Source organism: Streptomyces sp. NPDC014623, assembly GCF_043088245.1.
Classification (GTDB): Bacteria; Actinomycetota; Actinomycetes; order Streptomycetales; family Streptomycetaceae; genus Streptomyces.
The window spans coordinates 779,279-797,335 of the sequence record NZ_JBIBZU010000001.1 but is presented as its reverse complement, the minus strand read 5'-3'; the positions used below and the strand labels follow the sequence as shown (position 1 = coordinate 797,335).

Sequence of the window (18,057 nt, the reverse complement as noted above, 5' to 3'; positions counted from 1 at the left end):
CGCGGATCGACCTACCGTTCGGCAGGCCGGACCGGGGCTTCTTCCGTGGTCCCGGAATCCGTGGACTGCTCCGAACGGGTGAGCGCGTCACCCGCGGGCTTCGACACCGCCTTGGCCTTGGCCTCCTCCGACGCCCGGTCCGTCTTCTCGGGGGTGACGAAGCGGTAACCGACGTTGCGCACGGTGCCGATCAGCGACTCGTGCTCGGGGCCGAGCTTGGCCCGCAGCCGCCGTACGTGGACGTCGACCGTGCGGGTGCCGCCGAAGTAGTCGTAGCCCCAGACCTCCTGGAGCAGCTGGGCGCGGGTGAAGACCCGGCCCGGGTGCTGCGCGAGGTACTTGAGCAGTTCGAATTCCTTGAAGGTCAGGTCGAGGACCCGGCCCTTGAGCTTGGCGCTGTACGTCGCCTCGTCGACCGACAGGTCGCCGTTGCGGATCTCCATGGGGGAGTCGTCGGCGCTGATCTGCTGGCGGCCGGTGGCCAGCCGCAGCCGGGCCTCGACCTCGGCGGGGCCGGCGGTGTCCAGCAGGACGTCGTCGATGCCCCAGTCGGCGGTGACGGCCGCGAGACCGCCCTCCGTGACGACGAGGACCAGCGGACAGCCGGGGCCGGTGGACCGCAGCAGCTGGCAGAGCGAGCGCACCTGGGGGAGGTCGCGACGGCCGTCGACGAGAATGACGTCGGCCCCAGGGGTGTCGACGAGCGCGGGACCCTCGGCGGGAGCGACCCGCACGCTGTGCAGCAGGAGGCCGAGGGCGGGGAGCACCTCCGTCGACGGTTGAAGGGCATTCGTCAGAAGCAGCAGTGAACTCATCGCCGCCCACCTGTCCGGGTCGTCGGTCGATCGTGCACGGTCAGCTCGCCCATTACGTCGGTCCTCCTCGTTCCCTGCGAGAGGGGCACTCCCGGGTCGGGCCCGGGGGAGTATGCGGCACTGCTTCGTACTCCCGTACGACCGTCAACCGCGACGGCCGTCATACGGTTCTCACTGTGCGGCCCCGCGCCCGGGGACCGCTGAGCTTGTGGAAACGTCGCCGTAACAACGCTCGGAAAGCACAAAAGGACCCGGGGGCTGCTTTGCCCGGATCCTCTTCGCAGCAGAATAGCCCACATGAGTTCTGTGTCCGAGGGCTGTTTCCCGAGTTCTTCTGTTCCCTCGATCACGCCCGTGCCCCGTCGCACCACGTTGCTGACCGGTGACGGGGTCCGTATCGAGGCGGTGTACACCCCGTGTACGGCGGGTGCCGGGACCGCCGGAGCCGGTGCGCCCGGGGAGACCGCCGTGGTCCTCGCGCACGGGTTCACCGGCGCGGCCGACCGGCCGGCGCTGCTGCGGGCCGCTGGGGTGTTCGCCCGGCGTGCGGCCGTGATCACGTTCTCCTTCCGGGGGCACGGAAGGTCCGGTGGACGCTCCACCGTGGGCGACCGCGAGGTGCTGGACCTGGCGGCCGCGGTCGCCTGGGCGCGGTCGCTGGGACACCGGCGGGTCGTCACGGCCGGCTTCTCGATGGGCGGTTCCGTGGTGCTCCGGCACGCCGCTCTGTATGCGGCGCCGGAAGCCGGGAGGCCCCCGGCCGGGAAATCCGGGGCGGCGGGGGCCGAACGGGTTGTGCGGCGCATTGAGGCGCACGAGGGGCGCACGGAATGTGCGGGGGCGCGTTCAGGAGGGCAGGTGGAAGCGCGGGTGGAGGCCTGGGCGGACGCGGTCGTCTCCGTGAGCGCGCCGGCCCGCTGGTACTACCGGGGCACGGCCCCGATGCGCCGCCTCCACTGGGTCGTCACCCGCCCCGCGGGCCGGCTCGTCGGCCGCTACGGCTTCCGCACCCGGATCCACCGTGAGGACTGGGACCCCGTGCCGCTCTCGCCGGTGGAGGCCGTGCCGCTGATCACCGTGCCCCTGCTGATCGTGCACGGCGACCGTGACCCGTACTTCCCCGTCGACCACCCGCGGATGCTGGCAGGAGCCGCGCCGGACGGAGCTGAGCTCTGGCTGGAACAGGGCATGGGCCACGCGGAGAACGCGGCGGACGAGGGGCTGCTGGCCCGTATCGCCGACTGGGCGGAGACGGCGTGATCCATGATGGACAGCTGACGTACGACGAAAGGGGTGCCGCCATGGCAGCGGGGACGATCCGCTACTGGGCCGCGGCCAAGGCCGCAGCGGGGACCGCGGAGGAGCCGTACTCGGCGGAGACACTCGCCGAGGCGCTCGACGGGGTGCGTGAACGGCACCCCGGTGAGCTGGCGCGCGTACTGCTCCGATGCTCGTTCCTGATCGACGGGAATCCTGTGGGGACCCGTGGTCATGAGACCGTACGGCTTGCCGAGGGCGGCACGGTCGAGGTGCTCCCGCCGTTCGCAGGAGGATGAACCGCAGACCATGAGCAACAGTGATCAGCAGTATCCGTACGACCCGGGACACGGGCAGCGGGCCTACGACCCGGCGTACGGGCCGCAGCAGGACGAGCAGTCGGCGTACGGGCACGGGCAGCAACGGGATCAGCAGCCGTCGGCGTACGGGCAGCAGCAGCCGTACGGCCCGGCGTTCGGTCAGCAGGACCAGCAGGTCCAGCCGCCGTCGTACGGGCAGCCGCCGTCGTACGGGCAGCAGCAGCCGCCCGCCGTGTACCCGGAGCCCGCCGTGTACCCGGAGCAGGGCGGGTCCCAGGTCCCCGGTGGCCAGGGGGAGGCCCAGACGTGGCAGGGGCAGACCTGGGACACCCGGTACCAGCCCACGATCCAGCCGCAGCACCGTGCCGTGCCCGCCTCCGGGCAGGGCGGTGCCCCGGGTGCCCGCCCGCTGCCGCCCGAGGTCCCGGCCGTGGGCCCGGATCCGGTCGTGGCCCCGGCGGGGCCGCCGGCTGCCTCCGCCGGTCCCGAATACAGCGCGCCCACCACCCTGGGCAACAGCCGGATCACCGACGCCCAGCGAGCCCGCGCCGAGGGGCGTTCGCCGATCATCGCGCCGGGGATGCAGCCCGCCGCGATCACCGCGGGACTCGGACTGCTCCTCGCCCTCGGTGCGGCGGCCGGGCCCTACGCCTTGCTCGTGCCTCTGGTGCTGCTCCAGGCCGTGACGGCCGCCGGGTGGTTCCGGCTCAACGGCATGTGGCCGGCCAGGCAGGGCATCGCGCTCGCGTTCGCCGGCGGTGTCGCGGCCGACGCCGTGCTGCTCGCGGTGGGCCGGGGCAACGCCCCGGCTGCCATCCTCGGCACGCTCGGCGTCTGGGTGCTGCTCACCCTCGTCCTCCAACTGCGCAGCCGTGCCGGAGCCGACGAACGGATGTACGGCCTGACGGCCACCGTCGCATCGGCCGCGCTCGCGGTGCTGGCCGCCGGGCACCTGGCGGCCGTCCCGGACGCGGTGACGGTGGGCGGCATCGCGGTCGCCGTGGCCACGCTCGTGAGGGCCCTGCCGCTGCCCGGGCCGGTCTCGGCGGTCGTGGCGCTGCTGGCGTCGACGGGCGCGGGTCTGGCCGCCGGAGGGTTCGTCGGCTTCGGCAGCCTCGACATGCAGGCCCCGTTCCTCGGATTCGCGGCCGGCGGCTGCGCGCTGATCGGACTGCGGGTCGCGAGCTACGACTACCCGTCCCGCTTCGTGCACATGACGGCGGGGGTGGCACTGCCCCTCACGGCCGCGGCTCCGGCCGTCTACCTGATCGGCCGTGTGATCGCCTGAGATCACGGGCGTCCCTGACCTTCCCCCACCCGTCCCCCGGCTCCGGGGAACCTGCCGGGCCTTCCGCTCGTCGATCACTCCGGGCGTACCGCGCAGCGGCAGTAGGCTCACGCGTCAGGGTCCGGCCGGTCCGAGTGGGGGAACAACAGGCATGCGAGCACTGCGAATTCTGCTGATCATCGCCGTGGTGCTGGGCGGCGTCTTCGTCGCCGTGGACCGCGCCGCCGTGTATTTCGCGGAGTCGGAGGCCGAGGAGCGGGTCACTTTCGGCGGCGCCGAATCCGCGTCGACCGAGGTCTCGATCAAGGGTTTCCCCTTCCTGACACAGGTCGCCGGGTCGGAGTTCGACCGGGTCGACGTCACGGTCAAGGACATCCGCGCCAGCGCGGCCGGGCGGGCCATCCGGATCAGCGAGATCCAGGCCCAGCTGCGGCAGGTGACGCTGGGCGCCGGCTACACCAGTGCGACGGCCTCCCGGGCCACCGGGACGGCCGTCATCTCGTACGCGGCTCTCACCGAGGCCGCCGACGAGGGCGTCACGGTCGCCTACGGCGGCGACGGCAAGGTCAAGGTCACCGGATCCGTCCGGATCCCGTTGCTGGAACAGACCGTCACGCGCAGCGTGCTCTCCACCGTCACCCTGGTGGACGGGGACACCGTCAGGGTGCGCGCCGACGAGGTCCCGGGCGAGGGCATTCCCGGCCTGGAGGACCTGGTCAGGAAGAAGACCGACTTCGAGCGTGCGATCGGCGGGCTGCCCGAGGGCCTGGAGCTCGAGAAGATCGAGGTGGCGCCGGGCGGCCTGGAGATATCGATGAGGGGCGCCGACATCCGGCTGGCGGGATGACGGCACGGCCGGGTGGCCACGGATGACCCCGGAAGGCCGGCCGGGTGGCCACGGATGACCCCCGGAAGGCCGGGCAGGCGCTCCCGGAGGCCGACCGGCGGTCGATCCACATAATGAGACGGGCGCGTCCGCTCCGCAGATGACCGCGTGGCGAAGGCTTCCGCCTCCCGCGTGACGGGGGCCGTGACCGTTCGTCCGTCTCGCATGGCAGACGATCCTGTCTCATCATTCGACACGACGGTGACATCTCCGCCCGCACTTCCCTACGATCGGTTGCATGAAGCGACAGGCGGACCTCACGAAGCGGCGGGCAGTAGACCTGTGCCGCGTCGCCGCCATGCTCTGTCGCCCCTTCTGAGCGGGACCCCCTCCCGTTTCCCCGGCCCTTCGACGAGATCAGGGCCGAACCCGTGCCTTCCGTACGCGTTCCGCGCCGAGCACCTGCGCGTACGTCCCGCACCCAGCACATCGCACCACCCCGCCGCAGACTGCCCCGGAGGAGAAACACATGAGCCGCGCAGACGTTCTGGTCGACGCCGACTGGGTCGAGGCCCACATCGACGACCCGCAGGTCGCCATCGTCGAGGTCGACGAGGACACCTCGGCGTACGAGAAGAACCACATCAGGAACGCGATCCGGATCGACTGGACCAAGGACCTCCAGGACCCGGTCCGCCGTGACTTCGTCGACCAGGCCGGCTTCGAGAAGCTCCTGTCCGAGAAGGGCATCGGCAACGACACGCTGGTCGTCCTCTACGGCGGCAACAACAACTGGTTCGCCTCGTACGCCTACTGGTACTTCAAGCTGTACGGCCACGAGAACGTGAAGCTGCTCGACGGCGGCCGCAAGAAGTGGGAGCTCGACTCCCGCGACCTGACCGACGCCGTCCCGACGCGCCCGGCCACCCAGTACAAGGCCAAGGCCCAGGACGAGTCGATCCGCGCCTACCGCGACGACGTCGTGGCCGCCATCGGTTCCCAGAACCTCGTCGACGTGCGTTCGCCCGACGAGTTCAGCGGCAAGCTGCTCGCCCCGGCGCACCTCCCGCAGGAGCAGTCGCAGCGCCCCGGCCACGTGCCGAGCGCCCGCAACATCCCGTGGTCGAAGAACGCCAACGACGACGGCACGTTCAAGTCGGACGACGAGCTCAAGGCGCTCTACGAGGCCGAGCAGGTGGACCTGTCCAAGGACACCATTGCGTACTGCCGCATCGGTGAGCGCTCCGCGCTCACCTGGTTCGTGCTGCACGAGCTGCTCGGCCAGGAGAACGTCAAGAACTACGACGGTTCGTGGACCGAGTACGGCTCCCTCGTGGGCGTGCCGATCGAGCTCGGCGCCAACAAGTAATTCCGCAGGACCCGATCAGCAGGACCCCGACCCGAAGGACAGAACACCATGTGTGGAGCACAGGCCGGCGGCCCCGACGCTTCGACGATCAAGCCGGGCGAGACGACCATCCAGGGCAGCGTGACCCGCGACGGCGAGCCCGTCACCGGCTACGTCCGGCTGCTGGACTCGACCGGTGAGTTCACCGCCGAGGTACCGACCTCGGCGACCGGACAGTTCCGCTTCTACGCGGCCGAGGGCACCTGGACGCTCCGCGCCCTGGTTCCGGGCGGCACCGCCGACCGTACGGTCGTGGCGCAGACCGGCGGTCTCGCCGAGGTCGCCATCGCCGTGTAGGTCACGCACACGGACCGGCCGGAGGGCCGCACCCCAGGGGGTTGGACCGCCACCTGGACAGGGGTGCGGCCCTCCGTGCCGTTCCGCGCGGCTCCTCGTGCCGTCCGCATGCGCTTCCGCCCCGGCGGGTCCTACGCTGGACTCATGTACGCCCGGCGCAGGCGCGCCTATTTCCTGATGATGGGCGGATGCCTCTTCCTCTTCGTCTCGGCCTGGGCCTTCGTGCGTCTGTGGTCCGTCCCGGCGGCCGTGGCGATGTGCGTGGCCGCCATGGTCATACCGCCCGTCGCGGCGGTCGTCGCCAACCGCCGGGGGCCTGAGGACCGCTGGTGGGACGAGGGCCCCCCGGGCGACCGGCGCGGCGGTCCCCGGCCCCGGGCCCCCCGGTCCGGCTCACCCTGGGAGAAGCCCACGGGCGACCCGACGTCGGACGCGTGGTGGGACGAGCTCGACGGCAGGAACCGCCGTCGGTAGCTCTCGCCCGGGTCTCCGGATCAGTAGACGAGGGCCTGGGCGCCGTCCGCCATGGCCTCCTGCACGAACACCTGGGCGCCGGCGATCCGCACGCCCGCCAGGACGTCCTTCTCCGTGATGTCGCGACGCGCCGCGCACTGGGTGCAGAGCGTGATCCCGCCACCCGCCAGGATCGAGTCGATCAGATCGGGCAGCGGCGCCGCGTGCGGCAGGTCGAATTCGGCGGCGCGTCCCGGCAGGGCGAACCAGGCGGACTCGCCGGTCAGCCACAGCGAGACCTCGACCCCGCTGGCGACGGCCACGGCCGCCACGGTGAACGCCTGCGAGCAGCGCTCGGGGGCATCGGCTCCGGCGGTCACCTTGATCACGAGCTTCTTCGGCATGGACCGAACTGTAATCCCCGGCCGGACGACCCTCCGGATCACCGGACCGTCATCCTGCGGACCGTCCTCCGGGCCGGACCGGCCGCACCCGGGGAAGCCCCGGGCCGCCGCGCCGGGCCCCCACCCATTAGGCTGGGGGCCCGGCCGTCTGCTGCCGTCATTCGTTCGTCCCGAGGAGCTCCCGTGCTTGAGGCTTTCTTCTCCGCCCTGCTGGTCCTGGTCTGCGTCGGCGTGCTCGCCTTCGCCGCCGTGACCGTGAAGAAGCTGTACCAGGGCCAGCGCTGACCCTCGCCGAACACCTCCCGTACACCCTCACAGATCGTCTGAGCCGCTCATGATCGAGATTCCGTCCGACCTCCACCCGGACCTCGTGCCGCTGGCCTTCCTCCTCGGCAACTGGGCGGGTGCGGGCGTCTCCGACTTCCCCGGCGCCGAGAAGTGCAACTTCGGCCAGGAAGTGACCTTCAGCCACGACGGCCGCGACTTCCTCGAGTACGTCTCGCACTCCTGGGTGCTGGACGCCGACGGCAAGCAGGTCAAGCCGCTGGAGTCCGAGTCCGGCTACTGGCGCATCGACAAGGACCGCAAGGTCGAGATCGTCATGGTCCGAGACCAGGGCATCGTCGAGGTCTGGTACGGCGAACTGGCCAAGCAGAAGCCGCAGATCGACATCGTCACCGACGCGGTGGCCCGCACCGCCGCCTCCGGCCCGTACAGCGGTGGCAAGCGCCTCTACGGCTACGTGAACAGCGACCTGATGTGGGTCGGCGAGAAGGCCACCCCCGACGTGGAGCTGCGGCCGTACATGTCGGCGCACCTGAAGAAGGTCGTCACCCCGGAAGAGGTCGCCGCGATGGCGAAGAGCCTCGGGGACATGCCCGACGACGGCATCGCGTTCTTCAAGTAGCCCGCCCGGCCCCAGCCCCGGCACCCGTCCCGGTGCCGGGGCTTTCGCACCCCTACCTGACCGCCTTCCTCGCCGGCCCCGGCGCCGTGGCCTGGATGAAGGGCCACTCCGCCGGAAGCGCCATCCGGTCGGTCACCGTCGGCGCGTTGGACGAGAAGATCCGGGTGCACGAGGAGATCGCGCGCACGACCGGGCTGCTCCGCGAGTCCGTCGCCGGCCTGTTGATGAGCGGGCAGCTGCCGGTGTCCCCGGAGTGAGCCCGGCTCCGCCCTACACTGGGGGCTGTGGTGAGCACCGACTGGAAGACCGATCTTCGGCAGCGTGGCTACCGGCTGACGCCTCAGCGTCAGCTCGTCCTGGAGGCCGTCGACACGCTGGAGCACGCGACGCCCGACGACATCCTCTGTGAGGTGCGGAAGACGGCGTCGGGTGTGAACATCTCCACCGTCTACCGGACCCTGGAGCTCCTGGAGGAGCTCGGGCTGGTCAGTCATGCCCACCTCGGGCACGGCGCCCCGACGTACCACCTGGCGGACCGCCACCACCACATCCACCTCGTCTGCCGGGACTGCACGGAGGTCATCGAGGCCGATGTCGACGTCGTCGCGGACTTCACGGCGAAACTGCGGGGCACGTTCGGCTTCGAGACCGACATGAAGCACTTCGCGATCTTCGGACGCTGCGCCGACTGCACGGCGAAGAAGGCGGAGGCGGCGGAGGCAGGACCGCCGGAGGGGCCGGGCGGCGCCCGGTAGGCCGGGCCCCGCGGGCCGTACGCTGGTCGCATGAAGAGCCCCCTGCTGTCCCTGCCCGGCGCCGTCCCCGCCGAGGGGCGCGACGAAGGCGTCGCCGCGCACTACGGCGACCTGTTCCGTGAGCAACGCGCCCTCGCCGACGGCAGCGGCCTCGTCGACCTCTCGCACCGCGGGGTCGTCACGGTCTCCGGCGACGACCGGCTGACCTGGCTGCACCTGCTGCTCACCCAGCACGTCAGCGACCTCGCACCGAACCGGGCGACCGAGGCGCTGATCCTCTCCGCCAACGGGCACATCGAACACGCCCTCTACCTGGTCGACGACGGCGCGACGGTGTGGATGCACGCCGAGCCGGAGACCCGGGCCGAGCTGGTCGCGTATCTGGAGTCGATGAAGTTCTTCTACCGGGTCGAGGTCGCCGACCGCACCGAGGACTTCGCCGTCGTGCACCTGCCGGCAGGTTCCATCGCCCCGGTCCCGGACGGTGTCGCCGTCCGGGAGACGGCGCACGGCCGTGACCTCTTCCTGCCCCGGGCCGGCCTGGAGGCGTACGCCGCCGCGCACGGCCCGGTGGCCGGGATCCTGGCGTACGAGGCGCTGCGCGTCGAGGCGCACCGCCCGCGCCTGGGCTTCGAGACCGACCACCGCACCATCCCGCACGAGCTGGGCTGGATCGGCAGCGCCGTGCACCTCCAGAAGGGCTGCTACCGGGGACAGGAGACGGTCGCCCGTGTCCACAACCTGGGGAAGCCGCCGCGCCGGCTCGTCTTCCTGCACCTGGACGGCAGCGAGGTCCATCTGCCCGGCCACGGGACGCCGGTCCGGCTCGCCGCCGACGGGGCGGAGGGCCGGCAGCTCGGTTTCGTCACCACCTCGGCCCGCCACCACGAGCTGGGCCCCATCGCCCTGGCGCTGGTGAAGCGGAACGTCGCCGTGGACGCGGAACTGCTCGCGGGTGACACCGCGGCGGCCCAGGAGACGATCGTCGAGCCGTAGGACGACCGGTGCACGGGAGGCGGCGTCGCTACACCTCGACCAGTACGGTGAACGGGCCGTGGTTCGTGAGCGAGACCCGCATGTCCGCTCCGAACCGGCCCGTCTCCACCTGGGCGCCGAGCGCGCGCAGCTGTGCCACCACCTCGTCGACCAGCGGCTCGGCGACCTCGCCCGGCGCGGCGGCGTTCCACGTGGGCCTGCGGCCCTTCCTGGCGTCCCCGTAAAGAGTAAATTGCGAGATGACCAGCAGCGGGGCGTTCACGTCCGAGCAGGACTTCTCGCCCTCGAGGACGCGCAGGGTCCACAGCTTGCGGGCGAGCTGCGCCGCCTTCTCCGCGGTGTCGCCGTGAGTGACCCCCACCAGCACACACAGCCCCTCGCCGACGATCTCGCCGACCGTACCGGTCCCCGGCGCGTCGTCCGTGGCGCCCGCCACGGTGACGCTCGCGCCGTCCACTCTCTGTATCACTGCACGCATACAGACCAACCTATCTTGGGCCGAACGGGTACAGAGCACCTGCATCGGCACCGTGCGTAGTGGCACCATGCACGATGTCGGTGTGCCGACGCACCGGTCGAGGGGACGGAACATCATGACGACGCACGGAACCGGGCCATCACCCAGGGCCGTACCAGGGACGCGCACGACCGCCGACCTGCGGCCTCCGCTGCAGCGGGCCGTCGCTGCGCCCGGTCAGCCGCCCACCCCGCCCGTACATCTGCCCGGAGCGGTGTCCGTGCCCGGACAGGCCGGGGGCGGTGCGGTCGAAGGCCTGGCGTCCGTACGCCCCCTGCCCGAATTCGGCGGGCTGCGGCTGCCGGAGCTCCGCACCCTGCGCCGTGACGCCCAGCGCGACGAGGCGGACCTCAGTTACGTACGCCGTCTCGTCCAGGGCCGGATCGACATCCTGCGGGCCGAGCTCGCCCGCCGGGCGGGCCCCGAGTCGCCCGTGGTGGACCGGCTCTCGGAGATCCTCGCCGACACCCCGTCCGTCCACCGTTCCTCGGCGCGGCACGTCACCCTCACCACGCCGCGCAGCGACGAGTACCGGCAGCTCGCGGCCGACACGTTCGCGGAGGTCGAGCTCTCGGACCTCGACGCCCGGACGGACCAGGAGCTCCTCACCGCGATGGGGCGGCTCGTCCGCTACGAGCAGCAGGTGTCCAGGCGCCGTCACCGGCTCCAGCGGACCGTGGACGATTGCAGCGCGGAGATCGCCCGCAGGTACCGTGACGGGGAAGCACAAGTAGAGGACCTGCTCGCCTGAAGCGACCCTTCCGGGGGCGGGTCACCCCCGCCCCCGGAAGGCCATCCGCCAGCATGACGTCCTCCATAGCCCCGTCCTCACCGTCCGTTCCCCCGGTCCTGGCCGAGGTCGTACGCTCCGGCTTCACCGAGGGCCACCACAGGGGGTCGCTGGTCGTCCTGGCCGCGGACGGGAGCGTCGAGCGCGCGCTCGGAGACCCGGCGGCCCCGGTCTTCCCGCGCTCGTCCAACAAGCCCATGCAGGCCGCCGCGATCCTGCGGGCCGGGCTGGACCTCTCGGGGGAGCGGCTGGCACTGGCCGCGGCGAGCCACTCGGGTGAGGACTTCCACCTCGCCCTGGTCCGCACGATGCTCGCCGAGCACGGGCTGAAGCCCGCCGATCTGCAGACGCCGCCCGACCTTCCGCTGGACCCGGTCGAGGCGGAGGCGTACCTCGCGGCCGGAGGCGTGCGGGAGCCGCTCACCATGAACTGCTCCGGCAAGCACGCGGCGATGCTCGCCGTCTGCGTACGCAACGGATGGGACACGGCGTCCTACCTCGACCCGGCCCACCCCCTCCAGCGGCTGGTGGGCGAGGTCGTCGCGGAGGCGGCGGGCGAGCCCGTCGCGGCGCTCGGCACGGACGGCTGCGGGGCCCCGTTGATGGCTGTCGGGCTGGTGGGCCTGGCCCGCGCGTTCCGGGCGTTCGTGCTCGCGGAGCCGGGCACGGCGGAACGCCGGGTCGCGGACGCGATGCGGGCGCACCCGGAGTACGTCGCGGGCACGCGCCGGCCGGACACCTGGCTGATGCGGGAGGTGCCGGGGGTGCTCTCCAAGATGGGCGCGGAGGCGGTCCAGGCGGTGGCCCTCCCGGACGGCAGGGCCCTGGCCTTCAAGATCGACGACGGTGCCACCCGCGCCCTGGGCCCGGTGCTGGCCCGCTCCCTCGAACTGCTGGGCGTCGACGCTCCGGTGGTGTCCCGCATCGGGCGCGCGCCGCTGACGGGCGGCGACGCGGTGGTGGGTGAGGTCCGGGCGGCGTTCTGAGCGACGGCGGGCCGCCGGGCCCGTGCCGGTGCGGCTGGAAAACCGCGCGACAGTTCCTGAGCCCCGTGCCTAGCGTGGGGGTATGAGTCTGGATCCGCGTACCGTCTGCTCGGCCGAATACCCCGACTGGCTGCGCGCCGCGGAGACCGGGTTCCTCCGGGCGTCGGCCTCACCACCGCCGGAGGAAGAGATCGCGGTGCGCCTGGCTCATATCGATCCCACCCGTGTCCAGGGGGTGTTCGACGCCGGGCGCTGTGTGGCCACCTTCCGGTCGTTCGCGCAGGACCTGACCGTCGTCGGGGGAGCCACGGTGCCGGCCGACGCGGTCACCGCCGTGACGGTGTCACCCACGCACCGCCGTCGCGGGCTCCTCAGCAGGATGATGGCCAGGGATCTGGCGGCGGCGAAGGAGCGGGGCGACGTGGTCGCCTCGCTGATCGCCGCGGAGTACCCGATCTACGGGCGGTACGGCTTCGGACCGGCGACCTGGACCGTGGAGTGGGAGATCGACGTCCCCCGGGCCGGCCTGGACCCGCGCGCCCCGGTGCCCTCCGAGGCGGACGGCGGCCGGATCGAACTGGTGGACGGAGCGGATGTGCGCAAGCTGGGTCCGGAGCTCCACAGCCGTCTCGCGGCCCGGCAGCACGGCGTGGTCTCCCGGAGCGAGCGCTGGTGGCAGCGCAGCACCGGGGTGGACGTCCCGGCGTCCGAGACGTGGACGGAGCCGTTCCACGCGGTGTACCGGTCGTCGGCCGGGGAGACGGACGGGCTGATCACCTACCGCGCCGACGACCACTGGGGTGACGGGAAGCAGCCGCTCAACAAGGCGACGGTGGCCGGCATGACCGCCGTGACCCCGGCGGCGGAACGCGCGCTGTGGCGGTTCGTCTGCTCCGTCGACTGGATCACCACGGTCCGCTCGGGCTACCGCGCGCCCGACGACGTGCTCCCGCTCCTCCTCCCGGACCCGCGTGCCGCCCGCGTCGTGACCCAGGCGGACTGGCTGTGGCTCCGCCTCCTGGACGTCCCCCGGGCCCTGGAGGCACGGACGTACGCGACCGAGGGCGCGCTGGTCCTGGACGTCCGGGACACCGCGGGCCTGGCGGGCGGCCGTTTCCTGCTGGAGGTCTCACCGTCCGGTGCCTCCTGCGTCCCCACGACCCGGGACGCCGACCTCACACTGGGCGTGGCGGAACTGAGCACGCTCCATCTCGGTGACGAGTCGCCGGTGCGGCTGGCCGCGCTGGGCCGGCTCGACGAGCACCGGGCGGGCGCGGTTGCGCGGGCGGACCTGATGTTCCGGACGCCACGGCGGGCGTGGTGCCCGGACGTGTTCTGAGGCGTCACCGCGTCCGGGTCCTGAAGAGCACACCCGACAGGGCCGCGGCCACCAGCAGGATCCCGGCCGCCCAGGCGAGCGCGGTCCACGGGGCGTTGCCCACCGGCTGGTCCAGGAGGAGACCGCGCAGGGACTCGATGGCCGGGGTGACCGGCTGGTGGTCGGCGAAACCCTGGAGCCAGCCGGGCATGCTGTCGACCGGGACGAACGCGCTGCTCGGGTAGGGCAGGAACGACATGAAGAAGGTGAATCCCCCGGCTGCCTCCGGCGTCCGGGCGAGCAGGCCCATCGCCGCCGAGATCCAGGACAGGGCCACGATGTAGGCGAGCAGTACGGCGGCGAGGGTGAGCCAGCCGGCGGGGGTGGCGGCGGGGCGGAATCCGATGAGCAGGGCGACGGCGAACACCAGCGTGGTGGAGACCAGATTGCGCACCGTGCTCGCCGCGACATGGCCGGCCAGGATCGGCATCGCGCCGATGTCCAGGGAGCGGAAGCGGTCGATGATGCCGCCCTTCATGTCCTCGCTCACCGCCACCGCTGTGGTGGCCGATCCGAAGCCGGCGCACAGGAACAGGACGCCGGGGACCACGTACATGACGTAGGAGTCGTAGGCGGTTCCCGTGTCGATCGCGCCGCCGAAGAAGTAGACGAAGATCAGCATCAGCATGATCGGCAGCATCATCGCCGTGATGACGGCGTCGATGTTGCGGCGGCTGATGAGCAGGCTGCGGCCGGTCATGACCGTGGCGTGGGTCAGGGCTCGGGATGTGTCAGACATGGGCCGGTGTCTCCGTCTTCTCGGCGGTGAGGGCGAGGAACACGTCGTCGAGGGTCGCGCTGTGCACGGAGAGGCGTTCGACGTCGGTGCGGTGCGGGTCGATCTCGTCGAGCAGTGCGCGGGCGTGGACGGCGGTGCCGTCCGTGGGGATGCCCAGGGTGAGGGTCTCGGGGGAGTGGTGGACGGCGCGGGTGGCGAGCCGGAGGTATGCCTCGCGGCTGCTGAGGACGAGGTCCAGGCGGTGTCCGGAGACGCGTGATTTCAGGGCCTGAGGGGTCCCCTCGGCGACGATGCGGCCCTTGGCGAGGACGCTGACACGGTCGGCGAGCTGATCGGCCTCCTCCAGGTACTGCGTGGTGAGCAGCACCGCGGCGCCCCGGCCGGCGAGGTCGCGGACCACCTGCCAGAGCTCGCGGCGGCTGCGCGGGTCGAGGCCCGTGGTGGGCTCGTCGAGGAAGAGGACGCCGGGCTCGGGCGAGCCGACCAGGCCCGCCGCCAGGTCCAGGCGGCGCCGCATCCCCCCGGAGTACGTACGGACCTGGCGGCGGGCCGCGTCGGTGAGGCCGAAGCGGTCGAGGAGTTCCCCGGCGCGGTGCCGGGCCCGGTCGCGGGTCAGGCCGGACAGCCGCGCCATCATCCGCAGGTTCTCCTCGCCGGTCAGGGTCTCGTCGACAGCGGCGAACTGCCCGGTCAGGCTGATGGCGCGGCGGACCTGGCGCCGGGCGGTGACGACGTCGTGCCCGGCGACGCGTGCCGTGCCGGAGTCGGCGGTGGTCAGAGTGGCGAGGATCCGCACGGTCGTGGTCTTGCCCGCGCCGTTGGGGCCGAGCAGGGCGTGGATCCCGGCGCGGGCGACCTGGAGGCCGACGCCGTCCAGGACCCGGACCGCCGGTTTTCCGTAGGACTTGGTGAGGCCGTGCGCCTCGATCATGACGTCGTTCACGGACGTGGTCATGGCGGTCCCCCTTCTGCGTATGTCATACGCGTTACTGCGTAAGCATTACGCAAACCTAGGATGGTGGCAAGCCAGTACTGGGGAAGGCGGCTTCGGGTGACGGAGAACAGCAGCGCGTCGGGTGGGACGGGCCTGCCGGCCAGCATCGAGGCCGCGTGGGGGCTTCGCGACCGCCCGGTCAAGGGACCGAAGCCCGGTCTGACGCTGGACCGCATCGTGGCCGCGGCCGTGTCGGTGGCCGCGTCGGAAGGGCTCTCGGCCGTCTCGATGGGGCGGGTCGCCAAGGAACTCGGCGTCTCCACGATGTCGCTCTACCGCTATGTCTCGGCCAAGGAGGAGCTGTACGTCCTCATGCAGGAGGCGGCCATGGGTGCCCCTGAGCCCCTGCCGGCGCTGGAGGAGGGGGCCGGCTGGCGGGAGGCGCTGAGTCAGTGGGCGTGGGCCCAGCGACGGGTGTTCCACCGCAACCTGTGGTCCCTGCGCATCCCGATCTCGGGTCCGCCGGCCAGTCCTCATTCGGTCGCCTGGTGGGAGCAGGGCCTCCAGGCGCTGGAGGACAGCGGTCTGGGCGAGGGCGACAAGATCTCCGTCATCCTCTTCGTCGGGGGGTTCGTACGGAACGAGGCCCTGCTCATGAGCGATCTCGCCGCCGCCGTCGAGGCGAAGGGCCTCTCGCCCCAGGAGGTGATGGCGCAGTGGGAGCGGACGGTGACGCGGCTCGTCGATCCCGTCCGCCACCCGGCGCTGTCCAGGCTGCTGGCCTCCGGCGTCATGAACGAGCCGGACGAGGCCGACTACGAGTTCGTGTTCGGTCTCGAGCGGGTGCTCGACGGGGTCGAGGCGCTCATCAGGAAGGGCACGCCGTCATGAGTGCCGGGAGGATCAGCCTGCGTGAGCGCAAGAAGCAGCTGACCTACGAGGCGGTCTCCGAGGCCGCGATCTCGATGTTCCTCGAACGGGGCTTCGACAAGGTCTCGGTGGCCGAGGTGGCGGCGGCCGCCGGCATCTCGAAGCCGACACTGTTCCGGTACTTCCCGGCCAAGGAGGACCTGGTCCTGCACCGGTTCGCCGACCACGAGGACGAGGCGGCCCGTGTCGTCTCCGGCCGGCCGGACGGCACCTCGCCCCTGGACGCGCTGCGCCACCACTTCCTGGACGGGCTGGACCGCCGCGACCCGGTGACCGGGCTCTGCGACAACCCGCAGGTGCTGGCCTTCCACCGGCTGCTCTACGGCACCCCGTCGCTCGTCGCCCGCCTGTACGCCTACCAGGGCCGTTCGGAAGCCGCCCTCGCGCGCGCCCTCGACCCCGGTGCCCCGGTGGCGGTGCGGCTCGCTGCGGGCCAGATCATCGCCGTACTGCGCGTCCTGGCCGAGGAGAACTGGCGGCGGATCGACGCGGGGGAGAGCGCCGGCCAGGTGTACGGGGACGCGGTGGCCGCGGCCGGCCTCGCCTTCGTGCAGCTGGAGAACGGGCTGCCCATGCCTCTGCCCGGATGAGGCCGAACGGCCCGTGCAGTCCGGCCGGTTGGCGGACATGCACGCCGGTCATGCCGAGGGCGACGGCCGCCTCGGCGTTCTCCAGGCTGCCGTCCACGAAGAGGCACCGGTCCGTCGGCACCCCGGCCCGTGCGGCTGCGATCCGGTAGGGGGGCGGGATCCGGCTCGGCGACTCCTCCGACGGCGCCGCCGGCCACGTGGCCGGCGAGATCCGTGAGCCCCAGGACGGCCACGGCCTCGTCCGCGCGGAACGGCGCCGTCGCGAGCGCTCCGCCCGGCTCCCGGCCCCTCTCCTCGCGCCCCGGTCGGCGAGGGCGCCCGCGGGCACGAGAAGCGGCAGGGGGCCACTCACGGGGCCGGCGCCCCGGGGCCGGTGGCCTCGTGCGGGAGGGGCGGGGGCTCTTTGCCGATCCGCTTCTCGAACCAGTGGTGCGCGTACGGCTCGTCGTTGAAGGCGGGCACCTCCTGGAAGCCGGTGGAACGGTACAACCCGATCGCGGCGTCGAGCGCCCTGTTGGTGTCCAGACGCAGTACGTCCCGGCCGAGTGCGGCCGCCCGGGTCTCCAGTTCGGACAGGAAACGGCGGGCGAGGCCGAGGCCTCTGGCGTGGGGGGCGACCCACATGCGTTTGATCTCGGCCGGGGCATCGGCCGGCAGCTTCAGCCCCGCGCAGCCGGCCGGCTCCCCGTGCAGCCGGGCCACCAGGAACACACCCCGTGGGGGGCGGAGTCCGCCCGCGTCGGGGAGGAGACTGCGGGCGGGGTCGAAACCCGTGTCGAAGCGGTCCTGCAGTTCGGTGAAGTAGCCGTGCAGGCAGTGCTGGGCGTCGGGGTGATCCGGGTCGACGGCTTCCAGCGTGACAGCCGAGGCCGTCAGCAGGCGGGAGACCTCGGTCATGGAGGCGAGCAGCCGGGCCCGCCGGTCCGCGTCGAGCGGCTCCAGCAGGGAACGGGCCAGTGCGTCGCTGCGGCTGTCGAGGGCACGGCGCTCCGTGCGACCGGCGTCGGTGAGGCGCACGGTGCGCACCCTTCCGTCCGCGGGATGCGGTTCGACGGTGACGAGGCCGTCGGCCTCCAGGACGCGCAGCAGACGGCTGACGTAGCCGGAGTCGAGACCGAGGCGCTCACGCAGTACGCGTACGTCCTGGCCCTGCTCCCCGGTCTCCCAGAGCAGCCGTGCCTCGCCCACGGGCCGCCCGCTGCCCAGGTACTGGTCGTGGAGCACGCCCACGCGTTCGGTGACGATGCGGTTGAACTGCCGCACCCGGCGGATGTCGTCCATCCTCTGACCTTAGTCAGAGGACGGACCTTCGTGGACCGGGACCGGCCGTGTGCTCACTTCGGCCGGAATTCCCGGAGCGGCGGCCCGTCGTCGTACCTCTCCATGGAGAGGTACGACGACGGGCCGTGCGGGCAGCAGGGCGAGGGCACCGGGCCCGGCCGGACCGGCCGGGCCGTCGAGCGGGGG

At 72.2% G+C, this 18,057-nt stretch carries 23 protein-coding genes; 17 read left to right on the top strand and 6 right to left on the bottom strand.

The window, feature by feature from the left end; genetic code table 11:
• Window positions 1–11: 11 nt before the first annotated feature.
• A complete protein-coding gene (locus ACF1FZ_RS03870) occupies window positions 12–815 on the bottom strand; it encodes a winged-helix domain-containing protein (RefSeq protein ID WP_391771731.1) in 804 nt (267 codons plus the stop codon).
• A 297-nt stretch (window positions 816–1,112) separates the two neighbouring features.
• Here ACF1FZ_RS03870 and ACF1FZ_RS03865 point away from each other — a divergent pair, with 297 nt between their 5' ends.
• The 8 genes from ACF1FZ_RS03865 (at window position 1,113) to ACF1FZ_RS03830 (ending at window position 6,685) form a co-directional block, all read left to right on the top strand.
• Window positions 1,113–2,075, top strand: a complete 963-nt coding sequence (locus ACF1FZ_RS03865) for an alpha/beta hydrolase (RefSeq protein WP_391771730.1) — start codon at window positions 1,113–1,115, stop codon at window positions 2,073–2,075.
• Between the two features lie 41 nt (window positions 2,076–2,116).
• Window positions 2,117–2,371: a MoaD/ThiS family protein gene (locus tag ACF1FZ_RS03860; protein WP_391771814.1), complete on the top strand. Its 255-nt coding sequence runs from the start codon at window positions 2,117–2,119 to the stop codon at window positions 2,369–2,371.
• A gap of 10 nt (window positions 2,372–2,381) precedes the next feature.
• The gene (locus tag ACF1FZ_RS03855; RefSeq protein ID WP_391771729.1) at window positions 2,382–3,680 is read left to right on the top strand and encodes a hypothetical protein; all 1,299 of its coding nucleotides are present in this window, start codon (window positions 2,382–2,384) and stop codon (window positions 3,678–3,680) included.
• 151 nt (window positions 3,681–3,831) lie between these two features.
• Window positions 3,832–4,527, top strand: coding sequence for a DUF2993 domain-containing protein (locus tag ACF1FZ_RS03850; protein ID WP_391771728.1), 696 nt, complete (start codon window positions 3,832–3,834; stop codon window positions 4,525–4,527).
• 277 nt (window positions 4,528–4,804) lie between these two features.
• Window positions 4,805–4,885 (top strand): Ms5788A family Cys-rich leader peptide, encoded by an 81-nt coding sequence (locus tag ACF1FZ_RS03845; protein ID WP_350751515.1) that lies wholly within the window; start codon window positions 4,805–4,807, stop codon window positions 4,883–4,885.
• Window positions 4,886–5,035: 150 nt separating this feature from the next.
• Complete coding sequence (locus ACF1FZ_RS03840; protein WP_391771727.1) at window positions 5,036–5,875, top strand: sulfurtransferase; 840 nt, start codon at window positions 5,036–5,038, stop codon at window positions 5,873–5,875.
• 48 nt (window positions 5,876–5,923) lie between these two features.
• The gene (locus ACF1FZ_RS03835) at window positions 5,924–6,211 is read left to right on the top strand and encodes a DUF1416 domain-containing protein (RefSeq protein ID WP_014154938.1); all 288 of its coding nucleotides are present in this window, start codon (window positions 5,924–5,926) and stop codon (window positions 6,209–6,211) included.
• 144 nt (window positions 6,212–6,355) lie between these two features.
• The gene (locus ACF1FZ_RS03830) at window positions 6,356–6,685 is read left to right on the top strand and encodes a DUF3099 domain-containing protein (protein ID WP_391771726.1); all 330 of its coding nucleotides are present in this window, start codon (window positions 6,356–6,358) and stop codon (window positions 6,683–6,685) included.
• 20 nt (window positions 6,686–6,705) lie between these two features.
• Here ACF1FZ_RS03830 and ACF1FZ_RS03825 read toward each other — a convergent pair whose 3' ends face one another.
• Window positions 6,706–7,068 carry a DsrE family protein gene (locus tag ACF1FZ_RS03825; RefSeq protein WP_391771725.1) on the bottom strand — a complete coding sequence of 121 codons (363 nt, stop codon included), beginning with the start codon at window positions 7,066–7,068 and terminating at the stop codon, window positions 6,706–6,708.
• A 334-nt stretch (window positions 7,069–7,402) separates the two neighbouring features.
• On the opposite strand from ACF1FZ_RS03825, the gene ACF1FZ_RS03820 reads away from it, so the two are divergent.
• Genes ACF1FZ_RS03820 through ACF1FZ_RS03805 form a run of 4 tightly spaced genes read left to right on the top strand, consistent with a single transcriptional unit; the run spans window position 7,403 to window position 9,726 of the window.
• Window positions 7,403–7,975 carry an FABP family protein gene (locus ACF1FZ_RS03820; protein ID WP_391771724.1) on the top strand — a complete coding sequence of 191 codons (573 nt, stop codon included), beginning with the start codon at window positions 7,403–7,405 and terminating at the stop codon, window positions 7,973–7,975.
• 32 nt (window positions 7,976–8,007) lie between these two features.
• Window positions 8,008–8,232 carry a hypothetical protein gene (locus ACF1FZ_RS03815; protein WP_391771723.1) on the top strand — a complete coding sequence of 75 codons (225 nt, stop codon included), beginning with the start codon at window positions 8,008–8,010 and terminating at the stop codon, window positions 8,230–8,232.
• 27 nt (window positions 8,233–8,259) lie between these two features.
• Window positions 8,260–8,730, top strand: a complete 471-nt coding sequence (locus ACF1FZ_RS03810; protein ID WP_391771722.1) for a Fur family transcriptional regulator — start codon at window positions 8,260–8,262, stop codon at window positions 8,728–8,730.
• A gap of 30 nt (window positions 8,731–8,760) precedes the next feature.
• A complete protein-coding gene (locus ACF1FZ_RS03805; RefSeq protein ID WP_391771721.1) occupies window positions 8,761–9,726 on the top strand; it encodes a YgfZ/GcvT domain-containing protein in 966 nt (321 codons plus the stop codon).
• Between the two features lie 28 nt (window positions 9,727–9,754).
• Here ACF1FZ_RS03805 and dtd read toward each other — a convergent pair whose 3' ends face one another.
• Window positions 9,755–10,204: a D-aminoacyl-tRNA deacylase gene (gene dtd / locus ACF1FZ_RS03800; RefSeq protein ID WP_391771720.1), complete on the bottom strand. Its 450-nt coding sequence runs from the start codon at window positions 10,202–10,204 to the stop codon at window positions 9,755–9,757.
• A 115-nt stretch (window positions 10,205–10,319) separates the two neighbouring features.
• Here dtd and ACF1FZ_RS03795 point away from each other — a divergent pair, with 115 nt between their 5' ends.
• From ACF1FZ_RS03795 to ACF1FZ_RS03785, 3 genes are all read left to right on the top strand, one after another.
• Window positions 10,320–10,994, top strand: a complete 675-nt coding sequence (locus ACF1FZ_RS03795) for an ABC transporter substrate-binding protein (RefSeq protein WP_391771719.1) — start codon at window positions 10,320–10,322, stop codon at window positions 10,992–10,994.
• Window positions 10,995–11,047: 53 nt separating this feature from the next.
• Window positions 11,048–12,019 carry an asparaginase gene (locus ACF1FZ_RS03790; protein ID WP_391771718.1) on the top strand — a complete coding sequence of 324 codons (972 nt, stop codon included), beginning with the start codon at window positions 11,048–11,050 and terminating at the stop codon, window positions 12,017–12,019.
• A gap of 82 nt (window positions 12,020–12,101) precedes the next feature.
• Window positions 12,102–13,358 carry a GNAT family N-acetyltransferase gene (locus ACF1FZ_RS03785; RefSeq protein WP_391771717.1) on the top strand — a complete coding sequence of 419 codons (1,257 nt, stop codon included), beginning with the start codon at window positions 12,102–12,104 and terminating at the stop codon, window positions 13,356–13,358.
• Between the two features lie 4 nt (window positions 13,359–13,362).
• Here the strand turns inward: ACF1FZ_RS03785 and ACF1FZ_RS03780 are convergent, their stop codons facing one another.
• The gene (locus ACF1FZ_RS03780; protein ID WP_391771716.1) at window positions 13,363–14,136 is read right to left on the bottom strand and encodes an ABC transporter permease; all 774 of its coding nucleotides are present in this window, start codon (window positions 14,134–14,136) and stop codon (window positions 13,363–13,365) included.
• Window positions 14,129–15,091: an ATP-binding cassette domain-containing protein gene (locus tag ACF1FZ_RS03775; RefSeq protein WP_391771715.1), complete on the bottom strand. Its 963-nt coding sequence runs from the start codon at window positions 15,089–15,091 to the stop codon at window positions 14,129–14,131. Before ACF1FZ_RS03775 ends, ACF1FZ_RS03780 begins: the two co-directional genes overlap by 8 nt.
• A 96-nt stretch (window positions 15,092–15,187) precedes the next feature.
• On the opposite strand from ACF1FZ_RS03775, the gene ACF1FZ_RS03770 reads away from it, so the two are divergent.
• Together ACF1FZ_RS03770 and ACF1FZ_RS03765 are read left to right on the top strand one after the other, a co-directional pair.
• A complete protein-coding gene (locus ACF1FZ_RS03770) occupies window positions 15,188–15,961 on the top strand; it encodes a TetR/AcrR family transcriptional regulator (RefSeq protein WP_391771714.1) in 774 nt (257 codons plus the stop codon).
• Complete coding sequence (locus tag ACF1FZ_RS03765) at window positions 15,958–16,590, top strand: TetR/AcrR family transcriptional regulator (protein WP_391771713.1); 633 nt, start codon at window positions 15,958–15,960, stop codon at window positions 16,588–16,590. The genes ACF1FZ_RS03770 and ACF1FZ_RS03765 overlap by 4 nt, the downstream gene beginning before the upstream one ends.
• 348 nt (window positions 16,591–16,938) lie before the next feature.
• On the opposite strand, the gene ACF1FZ_RS03760 is transcribed toward ACF1FZ_RS03765, so the two are convergent.
• Window positions 16,939–17,871 carry a GNAT family N-acetyltransferase gene (locus ACF1FZ_RS03760; protein ID WP_391771712.1) on the bottom strand — a complete coding sequence of 311 codons (933 nt, stop codon included), beginning with the start codon at window positions 17,869–17,871 and terminating at the stop codon, window positions 16,939–16,941.
• Window positions 17,872–18,057: the final 186 nt, after the last annotated feature.